Annotated in this window: 20 protein-coding genes and 1 tRNA gene; 12 read left to right on the top strand and 9 right to left on the bottom strand. The window is 67.9% G+C overall.

Annotated elements, in window-relative coordinates; all coding sequences use genetic code 11:
- Positions 1-16: 16 nt before the first annotated feature.
- Positions 17-1,213: a succinyldiaminopimelate transaminase gene (gene dapC, locus K2W61_RS18985; protein ID WP_175131589.1), complete on the bottom strand. Its 1,197-nt coding sequence runs from the start codon at positions 1,211-1,213 to the stop codon at positions 17-19.
- Between the two features lie 46 nt (positions 1,214-1,259).
- On the opposite strand from dapC, the gene K2W61_RS18990 reads away from it, so the two are divergent.
- Both K2W61_RS18990 and K2W61_RS27900 read left to right on the top strand, forming a co-directional pair.
- Positions 1,260-1,346 (top strand) — tRNA-Leu (locus K2W61_RS18990).
- A 318-nt stretch (positions 1,347-1,664) separates the two neighbouring features.
- Positions 1,665-1,790 (top strand): hypothetical protein, encoded by a 126-nt coding sequence (locus tag K2W61_RS27900; protein ID WP_419761609.1) that lies wholly within the window; start codon positions 1,665-1,667, stop codon positions 1,788-1,790.
- A 9-nt stretch (positions 1,791-1,799) separates the two neighbouring features.
- Here the strand turns inward: K2W61_RS27900 and K2W61_RS19000 are convergent, their stop codons facing one another.
- Together K2W61_RS19000 and K2W61_RS19005 are read right to left on the bottom strand one after the other, a co-directional pair.
- Positions 1,800-2,309: a hypothetical protein gene (locus K2W61_RS19000; RefSeq protein ID WP_236756328.1), complete on the bottom strand. Its 510-nt coding sequence runs from the start codon at positions 2,307-2,309 to the stop codon at positions 1,800-1,802.
- A gap of 15 nt (positions 2,310-2,324) precedes the next feature.
- Positions 2,325-2,687: a hypothetical protein gene (locus K2W61_RS19005; protein WP_175131586.1), complete on the bottom strand. Its 363-nt coding sequence runs from the start codon at positions 2,685-2,687 to the stop codon at positions 2,325-2,327.
- Between the two features lie 200 nt (positions 2,688-2,887).
- Between K2W61_RS19005 and aqpZ the strand changes: the two genes are divergently transcribed.
- Complete coding sequence (gene aqpZ / locus K2W61_RS19010) at positions 2,888-3,598, top strand: aquaporin Z (RefSeq protein ID WP_175131585.1); 711 nt, start codon at positions 2,888-2,890, stop codon at positions 3,596-3,598.
- Between the two features lie 35 nt (positions 3,599-3,633).
- Here the strand turns inward: aqpZ and K2W61_RS19015 are convergent, their stop codons facing one another.
- Together K2W61_RS19015 and K2W61_RS19020 are read right to left on the bottom strand one after the other, a co-directional pair.
- A complete protein-coding gene (locus K2W61_RS19015) occupies positions 3,634-4,851 on the bottom strand; it encodes a DUF1444 domain-containing protein (RefSeq protein WP_236756329.1) in 1,218 nt (405 codons plus the stop codon).
- Positions 4,852-4,910: 59 nt separating this feature from the next.
- Positions 4,911-5,141 carry an HD domain-containing protein gene (locus K2W61_RS19020; protein WP_175131583.1) on the bottom strand — a complete coding sequence of 77 codons (231 nt, stop codon included), beginning with the start codon at positions 5,139-5,141 and terminating at the stop codon, positions 4,911-4,913.
- A 43-nt stretch (positions 5,142-5,184) separates the two neighbouring features.
- Between K2W61_RS19020 and kdsA the strand changes: the two genes are divergently transcribed.
- The 3 genes from kdsA to K2W61_RS19035 all read left to right on the top strand — a co-directional run bounded on the left by kdsA (position 5,185) and on the right by K2W61_RS19035 (position 6,815).
- A complete protein-coding gene (kdsA, locus tag K2W61_RS19025) occupies positions 5,185-6,042 on the top strand; it encodes a 3-deoxy-8-phosphooctulonate synthase (RefSeq protein ID WP_236756330.1) in 858 nt (285 codons plus the stop codon).
- A 66-nt stretch (positions 6,043-6,108) separates the two neighbouring features.
- Positions 6,109-6,417, top strand: coding sequence for a carbohydrate isomerase (locus tag K2W61_RS19030; protein ID WP_175131581.1), 309 nt, complete (start codon positions 6,109-6,111; stop codon positions 6,415-6,417).
- A 137-nt stretch (positions 6,418-6,554) separates the two neighbouring features.
- A complete protein-coding gene (locus K2W61_RS19035) occupies positions 6,555-6,815 on the top strand; it encodes a hypothetical protein (RefSeq protein WP_236756331.1) in 261 nt (86 codons plus the stop codon).
- A gap of 23 nt (positions 6,816-6,838) precedes the next feature.
- Here the strand turns inward: K2W61_RS19035 and K2W61_RS19040 are convergent, their stop codons facing one another.
- Together K2W61_RS19040 and K2W61_RS19045 are read right to left on the bottom strand one after the other, a co-directional pair.
- On the bottom strand, positions 6,839-7,144 hold the full coding sequence (locus K2W61_RS19040) for a hypothetical protein (RefSeq protein WP_175131580.1): 306 nt from the start codon (positions 7,142-7,144) through the stop codon (positions 6,839-6,841).
- A gap of 93 nt (positions 7,145-7,237) precedes the next feature.
- Positions 7,238-7,819, bottom strand: coding sequence for a TetR/AcrR family transcriptional regulator (locus K2W61_RS19045; protein ID WP_175131579.1), 582 nt, complete (start codon positions 7,817-7,819; stop codon positions 7,238-7,240).
- A 131-nt stretch (positions 7,820-7,950) separates the two neighbouring features.
- Between K2W61_RS19045 and K2W61_RS19050 the strand changes: the two genes are divergently transcribed.
- Together K2W61_RS19050 and K2W61_RS19055 are read left to right on the top strand one after the other, a co-directional pair.
- Positions 7,951-9,141, top strand: coding sequence for an MFS transporter (locus K2W61_RS19050; protein WP_175140637.1), 1,191 nt, complete (start codon positions 7,951-7,953; stop codon positions 9,139-9,141).
- 64 nt (positions 9,142-9,205) lie between these two features.
- Entirely contained in the window at positions 9,206-9,604 is a 399-nt protein-coding gene (locus tag K2W61_RS19055) for a RidA family protein (RefSeq protein ID WP_175131577.1), read from the top strand.
- 21 nt (positions 9,605-9,625) lie between these two features.
- On the opposite strand, the gene K2W61_RS19060 is transcribed toward K2W61_RS19055, so the two are convergent.
- Positions 9,626-10,543: a LysR family transcriptional regulator gene (locus tag K2W61_RS19060; RefSeq protein WP_175140638.1), complete on the bottom strand. Its 918-nt coding sequence runs from the start codon at positions 10,541-10,543 to the stop codon at positions 9,626-9,628.
- Between the two features lie 145 nt (positions 10,544-10,688).
- On the opposite strand from K2W61_RS19060, the gene K2W61_RS19065 reads away from it, so the two are divergent.
- The 3 genes from K2W61_RS19065 (at position 10,689) to K2W61_RS19075 (ending at position 12,679) form a co-directional block, all read left to right on the top strand.
- Positions 10,689-11,837 (top strand): DSD1 family PLP-dependent enzyme, encoded by a 1,149-nt coding sequence (locus K2W61_RS19065; protein WP_236756332.1) that lies wholly within the window; start codon positions 10,689-10,691, stop codon positions 11,835-11,837.
- Positions 11,838-11,865: 28 nt separating this feature from the next.
- Entirely contained in the window at positions 11,866-12,261 is a 396-nt protein-coding gene (locus K2W61_RS19070) for a RidA family protein (RefSeq protein ID WP_175131574.1), read from the top strand.
- Positions 12,262-12,406: 145 nt separating this feature from the next.
- Positions 12,407-12,679 carry a hypothetical protein gene (locus K2W61_RS19075; protein WP_236756333.1) on the top strand — a complete coding sequence of 91 codons (273 nt, stop codon included), beginning with the start codon at positions 12,407-12,409 and terminating at the stop codon, positions 12,677-12,679.
- A gap of 77 nt (positions 12,680-12,756) precedes the next feature.
- Here K2W61_RS19075 and K2W61_RS19080 read toward each other — a convergent pair whose 3' ends face one another.
- Complete coding sequence (locus tag K2W61_RS19080) at positions 12,757-13,041, bottom strand: DUF2513 domain-containing protein (RefSeq protein WP_175131572.1); 285 nt, start codon at positions 13,039-13,041, stop codon at positions 12,757-12,759.
- A gap of 125 nt (positions 13,042-13,166) precedes the next feature.
- Between K2W61_RS19080 and K2W61_RS19085 the strand changes: the two genes are divergently transcribed.
- On the top strand, positions 13,167-13,565 hold the full coding sequence (locus tag K2W61_RS19085; RefSeq protein ID WP_175131571.1) for a hypothetical protein: 399 nt from the start codon (positions 13,167-13,169) through the stop codon (positions 13,563-13,565).
- Positions 13,566-13,598: the final 33 nt, after the last annotated feature.

The following is a 13,598-nucleotide window of genomic DNA, read 5'->3' on the forward strand; positions in this document are numbered from 1 at the left end:
TTTTCAAAAAGGTTGATCAAACAGAAGTATGGACGAAATGGGCGATGCGTTCGGCCGCCTGCACGCAGTCGGCCAGGGGCGCCACCAGGGCCAGGCGGATGCGCCCCTCGCCCGGATTCACGCCGTGGGCTTCGCGCGCCAGGAAACTGCCCGGCAGCACGGTAACACCGGTACGGCCATAAAGGTCGCGCACGAACGCGGTATCCGAGCCCGGGGTGGCCGCCCACAGGTAGAACGAAGCCTGCGGACGTTGCACGTCCAGCACGTTCTGCAGGATCGGCAGCACGGCCTCGAACTTCTCGCGGTACAGGCGGCGGTTTTCCTTGACGTGGGTCTCGTCGGTCCAGGCGGCGATGCTGGCGGCCGACACCAGCGGGCTCATGGCGCTGCCATGATACGTGCGGTACAGCAGGAAACGGCCGATCAGCGCGGCGTCGCCCGCCACGAAGCCCGAGCGCAGGCCCGGCACGTTGGAGCGCTTGGACAGGCTGGAGAACACCATCAGGTTGTGGTAGCCGTCACGGCCCAGCCGGCGCGCCGCCTGCAGGCCGCCCAACGGCGGGTTGCCTTCGTCCAGATAGATCTCGGAATAGCATTCGTCGGAGGCGATGACGAAGCCGTGGCGATCGGACAGGGCGAACAGGTCTTCCCATTCGTCCAGCGACATGACATTGCCGGCCGGGTTGCCGGGCGAGCACACGAACACCATGCGGGTCTTTTTCCAGACCTCGTCCGGCACCTGGTTCCAGTCGCAGGCGAAATTGCGCAGCGCGTCGGCGTTGACGTAGTAGGGGGTGGCGCCGGCCAGAACGGCGGCGCCCTCGTAGATCTGGTAGAACGGGTTGGGACAGATCACCACCGACCCGGCCGACGGGTCGATCACCGTCTGGGTGAAGGCGAACAGCGCCTCGCGCGAGCCCAGCGCCGGCAGCACCTGGGTATCGGCATCGGGCGCCGGAATGCTGTAGCGCCGCGCCAACCACTGGGCGATGGCCTGGCGCAGTGCGGGATCGCCCTTGGTTGACGGATACACCGACAAGCCGCCAAGATGGTCGCGGATGGCCTGCCCGATGCGTTCCGGCGCCGCGTGTTTGGGCTCGCCGATCGACAGATTGATGGGCGTCAGGCCGTCCGGCAGCGCGCCGGCCGAGGCCAGCAGGGCGCGCAGTTTTTCGAACGGGTAGGGGTGCAGGGCATCGAGGCGCGGATTCATAACGCAAGATTTTAACAAGCAAGCTACAATAGCGGGCTTGGCCTTTGCGAAGGTGGCGAAATTGGTAGACGCACCAGGTTTAGGTCCTGACGCCGTAACAGGTGTAGGGGTTCGAGTCCCCTCCTTCGCACCACCCTATTCGGACACCGATCTGGCGCAGCGCCAACGATGTCCAGCCACCCCGCGGCGCATGCGCGTCGCGGGGTTTTTCTTTGGCGGGCCGGGCGTGCCGGCCGCCGCTTGTCCGGCATTTGCCGCGCTTGCTATAAAGAAGCCTGTCGTATTCCTAGTCGAGCGAGGGTGAATAGTGTCGATTCAATTACTTGGCCGCGGTGGCTTGGTGCTGCTGCTTGCCGCGCTCGCCGGCTGTTCTTCGTCTTCCACGCCCAATCCCTGGTCTTCGCCCGCCTCATCTGGCCCCGATTCGTCGCGCGTCAGCCTGGAGTGCCGCTTGAGCCGCAGCAGTTGCATCTATGAAGGCAAATACGAGGCTGGCGAGCGCGACTACGCCGAAGACGAGGCGAAACGGCTGAACCGGGCCGAAATGGAACGCTTGCGCCGAGCCACCGGCGGTTGATCCCGCGCATCAGCCGTTCGCGCTGGCCGTAGTCCCGCGCCTGCCATACAGCGCCCGCGCGCACAGCGCCCCGGCCACCAGTCCGGGCACGCCGCCGGCGATCAGTGGCACCGGCAGTTCGTGCCAGGCGCCGTCGCGGCTCGATAAACCCAGCAGGAACACCGTGCCGTACAACCCGCCCACCAGGCCGGCCAGGCAATACGCGCGCCCCGACGCGAGCGCGGGTTTGCAGGCGCCGGCCACCAGGCCGCTCAGCAGCGCGGGCACGCCGCCAAACAGGTATGCCCAGGGGATCAGCAGGATCGACGTCAGCAGGTGCTCGGCGCTGCGCGCCGCCACGGCCAGCATCAGCGATAACACCAGGACGCCGATCGGCGGGCCCATGAACAGATAGAGCGCGGCGCCGCCAGCGGCCGCGCGTCCGATGTCGCGGGGGGCCAGGCCGGGCGGGCGGCGGCGTATGCGCCACGCCAGCACGGCCAGTGACAGCAGTGCCAGGGTACTTGTCGATAGCAACATCTCGGTGCGGCGTGCTCAGGCGTCGGTAGGGCGGTTGGGGAACAGGTTCAGCGACAGGATGGCATCGGGGTAGGTGGCCAGCAGCATACCCGACAGATGGCCGTGCAAGGCGCCGAACAGCGGCCAGGTCAGCGGCTCGCTGCCGGGCAGCAGGTCCAACAGCATCAACTGGCCGGTGCGCACAGTGCCCACGAAATAGGCGCGCTCGTCATGCTGGCCGGTGGGCGTGGCGCGATAGATCTTGGCGGCGCGGCCGCTGTCGTCCTTGCGCCAGGTATTGCCGCCGCCGGAGGTGGCCTTGGCGCCGATGGGGGCGATGTCGGCCTGGATGGTCTCCCAGAGCGCGCGGGCATTGGTGGCGTAAACGACAATGGTCATGGCGGTCGCGCTCCTGTCGGTAATCGAGACGTGCCAAAGGTAGCAACGTCGTCGCGTTACGGCAAGCGACAGCGCATGATCGTCGATGCGGTCATCGACATCGTCAAGCATCGTCAAGAATCGCCTGGAATTTACATTGCTTTGAAGTCGTAACGCCCGCCTCGCGCTACCGTCGCGTTTTCAATCGCGGAGGGCGAAATATGTACCCACTTTCGAAGCGCTGCGGCGCGGAATTCTTCGGCACGTTCTGGCTGGTGCTGGGCGGTTGCGGCGCGGCGGTGCTGGCGGCGGGATTCCCGCAACTGGGCATCGGCTTTGCCGGTGTCGCGCTGGCGTTCGGCCTGACGGTGCTGACCATGGCATTCGCCGTGGGCCACATCTCGGGCGGGCATTTCAATCCCGCGGTCACGGTCGGGCTGGTTGCCGGCGGCCGTTTCCCGGCCCGTGAGATCCTGCCGTACGTGGTGGCGCAGGTGTTGGGTGCGGTTGCGGCGGCGGCGGTGCTGGCGGTGATCGCCAATGGCCAGCAGGGCTTCGACCTGCAGGCCAGCGGCTTTGCCGCCAACGGCTTTGGCGCCCATTCGCCGGGCAAATATTCGATGGCCGCCGCCCTGGTCACCGAAATCGTGATGACGGCGGGTTTCCTGTTCGTGATCCTGGGCGCGACGTCCAAGCGCGCGCCGGCGGGTTTCGCGGCCATCCCGATCGGCCTGGCGCTGACGCTGATCCACCTGGTCAGCATCCCGGTCACCAATACCTCGGTGAATCCGGCGCGTTCCACCGGCCCCGCGCTGTTTGTCGGCGGCTGGGCGCTGGAGCAACTGTGGCTGTTCTGGGTGGCGCCGATCGCCGGCGCGATCATCGGCGCGCTGGCGTACCGCCTGGTGAGCGAACGGGCGTCGCAGGCGTAGCAGCGCCGGGCGCGGCGGTCGCGGGCCGGGATCGATCAATCCACGGCACGCAGCCGCGCCAATTGCGCATCGTCCGGAAAGCCCCGGGTGCGATAGCGCACCGGATAGCAGTCTTCGGGTTCGAGCAGCAGCGCCAATTCGGCGGCCGCCTGCTCCCAACTCACCACCCGGACCTCGCCAAGCTCATCGCTGGCCTCGGGGCGCACTAATGCCAGGCGATCGACCTTGGGCAGCAAGGTGTCCACGCCACGCGTCCAGGTGGCCAGTGAGAACGAGGCGGCTGCGGCATCGTTCTGCGTGAACAGGTTGTAGGACGCCACGAACACGTCGATCCCGCGTGCTTCGTGCAGGCGGTCCAGGGCTTCTTTCTGCGCGTCGTAGTCGCCCTGGGCCAGCACCCGCGCCAGGTGCGCCTGCAGGCCGATGAGAGGTTGCTGTCGCGGCAGGTAGCGTTCGACCCCGGCATCGCCGTAGCGGTACATGCAGGCGGAGACGGGGCGCCCATGCTCCACCACCTGCAGGCAGAGTTCGGTCATCTTCAATAGCCCGGCATCGTCGTTGTCGCCGCTGACCAGCAGCAGGTCGCGGGTCGGCATCATGAATATCGGGCGGCCGCGCGCCGGGATGCGTTCCAGCATGTCGGGTAGCAGCGCGCGGCTGATGTCGTAGCCGTCTTCCCAGCCGCCGCCGTACACGCCCGGCGCCACCTCCACGAAGTGGTCGACGGATTCGCGCAGATTGTCGATGGCGATTTCCAGGGCTTCGTCGAACGACAGGCCCCATGCTTCATCGGGCCCGGTGGTGAGCATGGCGATGGACTCGGGATGGTCCAGCGCGAGCAACACCACACAATCATCGCCGAAAGGGCGTAGTGCCGGAGGGGGGGCGTCGTCGTTGCCGTCGTTGCGCAGGTGGTGCATGCGTACCGCTTCGAGCATGGCGCGGCCGCGGATCACGGGCCGCAGCAGCGGGCGGGCCTCGGCCAGCGATGCCGGGTGCGTCTGGCTGCTGGTCAGCAGGGTCGAGACATAGCCCTGCAGCGCCCCCTGGCGTTGCCCGCCAGGCGCATCGCAATAGGCGCGGTATGCATTGTGCAGATTGAAGTACGCGCTTTCGCCGTGCAGCAACCGGAATTCATCCGCCTTGTAGTCCAGGTTGCCGGTGAAGCCCCGCTGCCGCACGGCGGCGATGAACAGCGCGGCGAACTGGTCTTGCGTGGGTTTGCGCCGGAACAGCGCGTCGAGGAATCCCATGCTTGTCTCACGTGGTGGAGCCGGCGCCGGATGGTCCGCCGCTGCAGGGCCCGGCGCTGCTACGCCAGCCCGGCGTGCAAGTTTGGCCGGCTGGCGGATGTCCCGGAGCAGGGGCACCCGCCGGCTTGCTCGCGGCCGTAGTCCTGGTTGAGCTCATCGTCGAAATCCGGGGCATTGGCGCCCTGGTTATGTTGTAGCAGGGTTTCCTGCCGATCCATCGGTTTGACTGCCCGGGTTGCGGGCAACGGGGCGGTTTCGTAGTCGGCCCACAACGCCGTCAGGTTGTACATTACGCACTTGTCACCTGCTTCACCATTACAGGATCGCCCCATCATGACCGCCCCGGAAGTCGCCATCTCGCCCTCGATCACCTGCGCCAACGACCAGCCTTTCGTGCTGTTCGGCGGGATCAACGTGCTGGAATCCAAGGATCTGGCCCTGCGCGCCTGCGAGGAATACCAGCGCGTGACCACCCGGCTCGGCATTCCCTATGTGTTCAAGGCCTCGTTCGACAAGGCCAACCGGTCATCGATCCACTCCTATCGCGGTCCGGGCCTGGAAGAGGGCATGAAGATCTTCGAGGCGGTCAAGCAGAACTTCGGCGTGCCGGTGATCACCGACGTGCATGAGCCATGGCAGGCCGCGCCCGTGGCCGAAGTGGCCGACATCCTGCAATTGCCGGCGTTCCTGGCCCGCCAGACCGATCTGGTGGTGGCGCTGGCCAAGACCGGCCGTATCGTCAACATCAAGAAGCCGCAATTCCTCAGCCCCACCCAGGTGCTCAACATCGTCGAGAAGTTCACCGAGGCCGGCAATCAGCAGATCATCCTGTGCGACCGCGGCACCAGCTTCGGCTACGACAACCTGGTGGTGGACATGCTCGGCTTTGGCGTCATGAAGAAGGTAAGCGGCAACCGGCCGGTGATCTTCGACGTCACGCACGCGCTGCAGCAGCGCTCGGCCCTGGACGCGGCCTCTGGCGGACGCCGCGAACAGGTCGCCGAACTGGCGCGGGCGGGCATGGGCGTGGGCCTTGCCGGCCTGTTCCTGGAAGCCCATCCCGACCCCCGTCATGCCAAGTGCGACGGTCCCAGCGCCTTGCCGCTGGACAAGCTCGAACCGTTCCTGACCCAGTTGAAGCAACTGGATGATCTGGTGAAATCCTTTGAACCCATCGATATCGACCCCTGACGGCTGTCATCGCGGATCCGTGAAGTTGTTATACGATCCCGGCCACCAGATTTGAGGGAGGCCCGGATGTCGTTTTACGCGATCGTCGCCGTTCGTAAGGAAGCCGTCAGCGGCCACGTCGCCTATGTGCGGTGGGGCTTGGCCGAGCGTGGCGTGCCCGGCTGGGTCAACGAACCCGTGACGGCGGCCGCGTCCGAAGTGATCGAGGCCATCAAGGCCGGCGCCGATGTTGAAACCGTGGTCAGCGTCGATGGCGTATCCGTGGCCTCGCGTCCGGTGCGGGTGCTGACCGACGACGACGGACGCGAACACCTGGCCTCGGCGCCGGCGCCCAGTTCCACCCTGCATACGGTGTTCGACCTGCCGGAGTTCTGACCGGCTTCGGTGGTAATTTCTCCACCGTGCCGCCAGTGCGTCTCCCGCCCGCCACGGCGGGCATGGCGCTTGCTGCCTTCAAGCCCGTGATGTCGCCGCGTTCCTCGTGGTCGCGGCGAGGCTTCGGGGGAAACAGCATGATGGACCACAGCGAGATGATGGCCCGCATGATCAGCAAGACCGTCGCGCCCGGCAGGCCCGAGCAATGGGACGGCATCCTGTCCGCGTATGCGGATTGTCTGCTGGCGGTGCAGGGCAAGCTGACCGGGGACGATCTGCATCGCTTCCTGGATGTGGGCGCGCGGATATTCAGGACCTGCTGCCAGGAAGAGGCGCGGCAGCGCTGGACCGCCGAGCAACTGGCGGCCTATCACCGCAAACCGCCCGCAAAGCTGTGAAAAGAGGGCTCTGCGCGGCCGCCTCAGAGGCACTGCCGCAGCGCGAACTTGCGGCCGAAGGCGCGGATTTCATCGCCGTCGACCGAGGCGGCGACGTCCCAGTGATCGCCGCGCGTGACCAGCATGGATTGCGATGCAAACGCATGGCGCAGCGCGAATAGCCAGAAGGCGGTTTCCGAGCCGATCGGCGCCAGATCGTGCGGGCCGATCCGCAACCGCGCTGGCCGGGGCGTCGCGCCCAGGGACCAGCGCAGCGCGATCGCCAGGAAGGCGAAGCGCGCGGACACTGACGACGGCTGGACGCAAAGCACGCGGATCTTGGGCTTCATGGTCGGACGACCTCCACAAGGGGTGACCCAGCGTAGCAAAGAAGGCCGCGGCATTCCATACCGCGTTTGGGCGATTCCATGCCTGGCGCCGTTTCAGGGGTGGCGCATGCCTTGCAGCAGCAGGTCGAGCGCCTGCAGGGCGTGCGCCAGCCGGTCCTCACCCTCGTCGCCGGCGATCCAGAAGGCGCTTTCAGCCAGGCCGCCGTGCAGCAGCCGCGCCAGCGCGCGGGGCTCGACCGGTTTGAGGTCGCCCTGATCCATCAGGGTCCGCAACAGGGCGGCGAGCGACGCGGTGCATTGTGCCTGCGCGAGGGTATCGGCGGGGCCCAGCACCGCGCGCGCGTCCTGCAGCACGATCCGCCGGATTTCGGGCTCGGCCGCCATCGCCAGGTAGGCGCGGCAGCGTTCGCGCAAAGCGGTCCAGGCATTGGGCGCGGCGCGCGAAATCGCTTGCAGGCGCTGTTCCATTTCGTCGTCGATCTGCGACGCGACCGCCGCCAGCAGGCCTTGTTTGTCACCGAAATGGTGATACAAAGCTCCCCGGGTCAGCCCGGCGGCGGCGGTGAGGTCATCCATTGATGTACCGGCATAGCCAGCGCGGCGGAACGACTCGCGCGCCGTTGCCAGCAGCTTGGCGCGGGTTTCTTCGATCATTTCGGCGCGGGTGCGCGGCATGGCGGACTCCAGTGGCATACGGAGCGTATGTTAATTGACAGTCGCCGCATGAGCGAATACGATTTCACATACGTTACGTATGTAAATTTGTCCGGCGCTCCCGCCGGGCCGCAACATCGCCTGAGGTCCCGGTGTCCAACCCCTATCGTGAACTGTTCCAGGCGCCCGGCGCCACCGCCTTCGTTGCCGCCTGCGCGGTGGCGCGGCTGGCGCTGCCGATGATCGGCATCGGCATCATCACCATGCTGTCCCAGGTGCGCGGCTCCTACTCCCTGGCGGGCGCGGTGGCGGCCACCTTCGCGCTGGCGACGGCGCTGCTGGCGCCGCACATTTCCCGCCTGGTGGATCGCCATGGCCAGGGCCGCATCCTGCCGCTGGCCGCTGGTGCCAGCGTTGCCGGGCTGGCAGGCTTGGCCTTGTGCGTGCGATGGCAGGCGCCGGACTGGACCTTGTTCGTGTTTGCGGCGCTCGCGGGCAGCCTGCCGAGCATGCCCGCCATGGCGCGCGCGCGCTGGACCGAGATCTATCGCGACCGCCCGCAATTGCGCACCGCCTACGCGCTGGAGTCGGTACTGGATGAGGTCAGCTTCATCATCGGGCCGCCATTGGCGGTGGGGCTGTGCGTCGTCCTGTTCCCGGAGGCCGGCCCGCTGGGCGCGGCGATTTTGCTGGGCCTGGGCGTCACTGCCTTCGTGCTGCAGCGGGCCACGGCGCCGAGGGTGCAGCCGCCGGCGGCCGGACGCGAGACCTCGGTGCTGGGGATGCCGCTGATGCGCCAACTGACCGCGATGATGGCGGCGATGGGCGTCATCGTGGGCACCATCGACGTGATGAGCTTGGCGTTCGCGCGCCAGCAGGGGCTGCCGGCGGGGGCCGGCGTGGTGCTGTCGGCCTATGCCTTCGGTTCCTGCGTTGCCGGGCTGGCATTCGGCGTGCTGACGTTCCGGATGCCGCTGGCGCGCATGCTGGCCATCGCCGCCAGCATCACCGCCTTGACGACCTTGCCGCTGCTGCTGGTGAGCGATCTGCTGAGCCTGTCGCTGGGGGTGTTGCTGGCCGGCCTGTCGTTCGCGCCGACCATGATCATTGCCATGGCGCTGGTGGAGAACACCGTGCCCGGAAGGCGCCTGACCGAAGGCCTGACCTGGCTGGTGACGGGGCTGGGCGCGGGGGTGGCGGGGGGCGCGGCGCTGGCCGGCTGGATCGTCGACCGGTATGGCGTCGGCACGGGCTTCTGGACCGCCGTCGGGGCCGGCGCGGGGGTATGGCTGGCCGCCCTGTATGCCGCGCGGGGCCGCCGGCCCGCGTCCGCGGCGGCCTGAGCCCGCCGCGAGATTCTAGAATGATGCCCCGGCGCTGGCCTCGGCGCCCACCAGGAGAATCGTCATGACCCGAACCGTCGTCAATCCCGACACTGTCTTCAACACGGTGCAATACGGCTTCAGCCAGGCTGTCATCGTGACCGGGCAGCGCCGCATGCTGCTGTCTGGCCAGGTCGGCGTCGATGTCCACGAGCGCACCGTCGGACCCGGCCTGCAAGTGCAGACCGAGGCCGCGCTGGACAACATCGAGCGCGTCCTGGCGGCTGCCGGCGCGACACTGGCGCAGGTCATCATGCTGCGCATCTACATCTGCGAAACGGCGCGCGAGGACCAGGAAGTAATCGCCCAGGCGCTGCGCGACCGTTTCCCGCAGGATCCGCCGCCGTCGTCATGGATCATCGTCAGCGGCCTGTCATTGCCCGAATGGCTGGTCGAGATCGAGGCCGAGGCGATGCTGGACTGACCCGCTTGGGCTGCGCAAAGGCTAGCCGGAGGCCTTTTCACGCCACGGCGTGACCGCGAAGGCCTCGCGCAGATGCGCCAGGAAGCCCGCCGTGCGCGCTGGCAGTTCCTGGCGCGATTTCACCAGCGCCACCACATTGGCCTCGGGCAGGTTCCAGCCCGCCAGCAGGGGCACCAGCGTGCGTGCTTGCACGTGTTCGGCCACATCCCATTCCGAGCGCGCCACGATGCCGTGGCCGGCCAGGGCCCAGGTCACCGCCGCCGCGCCCGCGTTGCTCGATAGCACCGGCGCGATGCGCACGCCCACCGCCGGCCCGCGGCCGCGCTTGAAGCGCCACAGGGTGACGTCCTCTTCATTTTCGCGCAGGGCGATACAGTCATGCTCGCGCAGGTCCTCGGGCTTGGCCGGAGCGCCACGGCGCGCCAGATAGGCGGGCGAGGCGCACAGGATGCGCCGGTTCGGCGCCAGCGGGTAGGCCACCAGGGTGGAATCGCGCAGCTCGCCGATATGGATCATCACGTCCCAGTCATCGCTGGCCAGGCGCGGCGGCCCGTCCGACAGGGTCAGGCTGGCAGTCACGTCAGCCTGACCCTGTCGGAACCCGGCCACCAGTGCCGCGATATGGCGCTGGCCGAACCCCAGGGGCGCCACCACGCGCAGATGGCCGGCCACCACGCCGCGGCGGCCGGCCAGCTCATCGGCCAAGTCGTTCAGTTCGCCGCAGATCTGGCCGGCGCGCAGCGCCAGCAGCCGGCCTTCGTCGGTCAAGGCAGTGCCGCGCCCCGAGCGGTTGACCAGCCGCACGCCCAGGCGCTTTTCCAGCGCATGCAGGCGCTGCGTCACGGCCGGCGGCGTCACGTCCAGGGCGCGCGCTGCCTGGGCCAGCGAACTGGTGGCGGCCAGGCTCAGGAAGAAACGCAGGTCGTCGGTCGTGATCATTCAGAATCACCTTAATGATTGATTAAGAATCTATTAAACACGCAAGGCTCGCTCGGCGCCATACTCCGGGCATGCGGATGCGTCCCGGGCGGCGCCCGCATCGATTCCTGTCCGCACCGTCCGTCATCGTCCCGCCGTTATCGCCATGACCTCTGCTCCCGCCACCCTGGATCTGCTCGACACGCCCTGCCTGGTGCTGGACGAAACCCGCATGCTGCGCAACATCGAACGCCTGAACGGCCTCATGGCCGGCCACGGAGTGCAGTTGCGCCCGCATCTGAAGACGCCCAAGTCGATCGAGGTCGCGCGCCGCGTGATGACGCGTCCGGAGGGGCCCGCGGCGGTCTCGACGCTGCAGGAGGCCGAGCAGTTTGCGGCCGCCGGTGTCACCGATTTGCTATATGCGGTGGGCGTGGCCCCGGCCAAGCTCGACCGTGTGCTGGCCCTGCGGCGCCAGGGCGTCGACCTGACGGTGGTGGTCGATAGTGTCGACGCCGCCCGCGCCCTGGCCGCGCGTGCCACGCAGGAGGGCGTTGCCATTCCCGCGCTGATCGAAATCGATTGCGACGGCCATCGCGCGGGCGTGCAGCCCGGCCACACCGATCAACTGCTGGCGATCGCCCGCGTGCTGGCGGCGGCGGCAAGCCTGCGCGGTGTCATGACCCATGCCGGGGAGTCCTATGGCTGCCGCAGTGTGGCGGCGATTGCCGACATGGCCGAGCAAGAGCGCGCCGCCGCGGTCGGTTGTGCCGAGTCGATCCGTGCCGCCGGCCTGCCGTGTCCGGTCGTGAGCGTCGGCTCGACGCCGACCGCCCACTTCGCCCGCAGCCTGGCGGGCGTGACCGAAGTGCGCGCCGGGGTGTACGTATTCTTTGACCTGGTCATGGCCGGCCTCGGCGTGTGCGCCGTGGATGATGTCGCCGCCACTGTGTTGACCACGGTGATCGGCCACCAGCGCGAAAAAGGCTGGATCCTGGTGGATGCGGGCTGGATGGCCATGTCGCGCGACCGTGGTACCGCCAAGCAGCCGGTGGACCAGTTGTATGGGCTGGTGTGCGATGCCGACGGCAAGGTCTACCCCGACCTGCTGCTGGCCGAGACCAACCAGGAGCAGGGCATCATCAAGCTGCGCGCCGGCAGCACCGCCGCCTTGCCGGACCTGCCGCTGGGCACCCGGCTGCGGATCATGCCCAATCATGCCTGCGCCACCTGCGCCCAGCACGATGCCTACGCGGTCGTGCGCGGCGGGGAACGCGCGGTCGTGGCGCGGTGGGAACGCTTCCGTGGCTGGTAACCCGGCGCCTTGCGCAACAGGAGTCGAGATGGACATCCTATACACTCCCCATGCCACGCCGCCCGCCGGCCATTATTCCCAGGCGGTGCGCGCCAACGGCTTCATTTTCGTGTCCGGCCAGCTCGGTTTCCTGCCGCCCGTCCGACCTGGCGAGCGCCCGCCGTTGGCGCAAGGCGCGGCCGCGCAGACCGAAGCCGCCTTGCGCAGCCTGGCGGCCATCCTGGAGGCGGCGGGCGCCTCCCTGGCCTCGGTGGTCAATGTCACCGTCTACATCCCCGATGTCGGCCTGTGGAATGAGGTCAACAGCGTCTACGAGCGCAGTTTTGGCGAGCACCGTCCGGCCCGCGCCATGGTGCCCACCCGCGATCTGCATTACGGCGCGCTGGTGGAAATCAGCGCCATTGCGGTCGCGCCGCCGGCCTGAAGGGATCATGCGCCCCGGGGCGGGGAGGGTGTCGCCCACCCGGATTGGCGTCCGACAGCCGCTTCGGCTGCGGCTCTCGGGGACGGATAGCGCACGCGCCGGCCTATAATGCGGTCGCCTCATCATCCCCGGGGAGTCGGTCCGCATGCATTACGAATACTTGTTCTGGTCCATGGCCGCGATGGTGGCGGCGGCATTGGTGGGCGGCTCGCTCTGCGGTCGGTTGCGTTCGCCTGGCCGCGTGCTGGCGGGTGTGGCCTTGCTGGCGGCGGCAATCTGCGCCGCGGCGGTGGTGCTCTCGCGCTCGGCCGGATTTGGCGACCAGTCGGCGATGCTGGCCATCGCCGCGTTCATGTTCAGCCTGGTGATCGGCGCGGCCGCCGCCTTGCTGACGCGCCGCATCCTGCGGCGCCGCTGAGCGCCGCCGGTCCGGCCGGAAGGCGGGGCTGGCAGGTAGGCGACGCGCGCCACCTGCGCCGGAGAGGGCAGGGCGCCTTACTCTTCGGCGTCGAAGTCCTCGTCGTCTTCTTCATCCTGCTCCAGGGCGTCGTAGCCCTTCCAGGTGATGCGCCAGCGCGTGTCGCCGGCGGTTGCCGTCGTTTCGCTGACCTGCTTGACCAGGCCGGCGTCGGCCAGCAGGTCGAGGTGGTGCGCAACCAGTTGCAGGCCTTGTTCGTGGGCCAGGGCCGCTTCCTTGATGTCGTGGGTGCTCAGATTGGGGCCGGGCGCGTCGCGCAGGGCTCCCAGGATGGTGACGACCAGATCGAAATCGCGTTGCATGATGTCCGCCATATGAAGTTGGAAAGAAACAGGCCGACGATAGCAGAGTTCGATGGCGGCCAAGCGACAGCCCGCTGCCCCGGGTTACAGTGCGGGATTACCGACAACCGATACAGGCAGTACCCATGAAGAAACCCGCCGAGCGCGATTGCCTCGCCCTGGTCCCCGGCTATACCGGGCAGGCCGCCAAGCTCTTTCTGACCCGCGCGGAGGACGGCGCCATCGCCGGCGTCACCGTGTTCGACCTGCAGGGTCACGTCAAGCAGCAAGGCGACGCGCAGGCGGCCGCGGACTGGGTCGCCGCCTGGCTCGCCCAGGAAGCCGACAATCGCAAGGCCCGCCGTACCCAGTTGCTGGCGCAGATATTCGTGTGCAAGTTGACTGGCGAAGAGAAAGCCGCGTTCCTGGACGCCCAGAAGCCGCTGCTGGCGGCCCTGGCCGCGGCCGGCGTGCGCAGCCGTAGCGTCAGCGCCACTTCCGGCGCGGCCCGGCCGTCGCGCGGGCCGACTGCCAAGAAGTCTTAGCATAAGGCTGTTATAGTCGCGCCTGGGCGTACG

The sequence above is a fragment of the Achromobacter pulmonis genome (assembly GCF_021733725.1).
GTDB lineage: Bacteria > Pseudomonadota > Gammaproteobacteria > Burkholderiales > Burkholderiaceae_B > Achromobacter > Achromobacter pulmonis.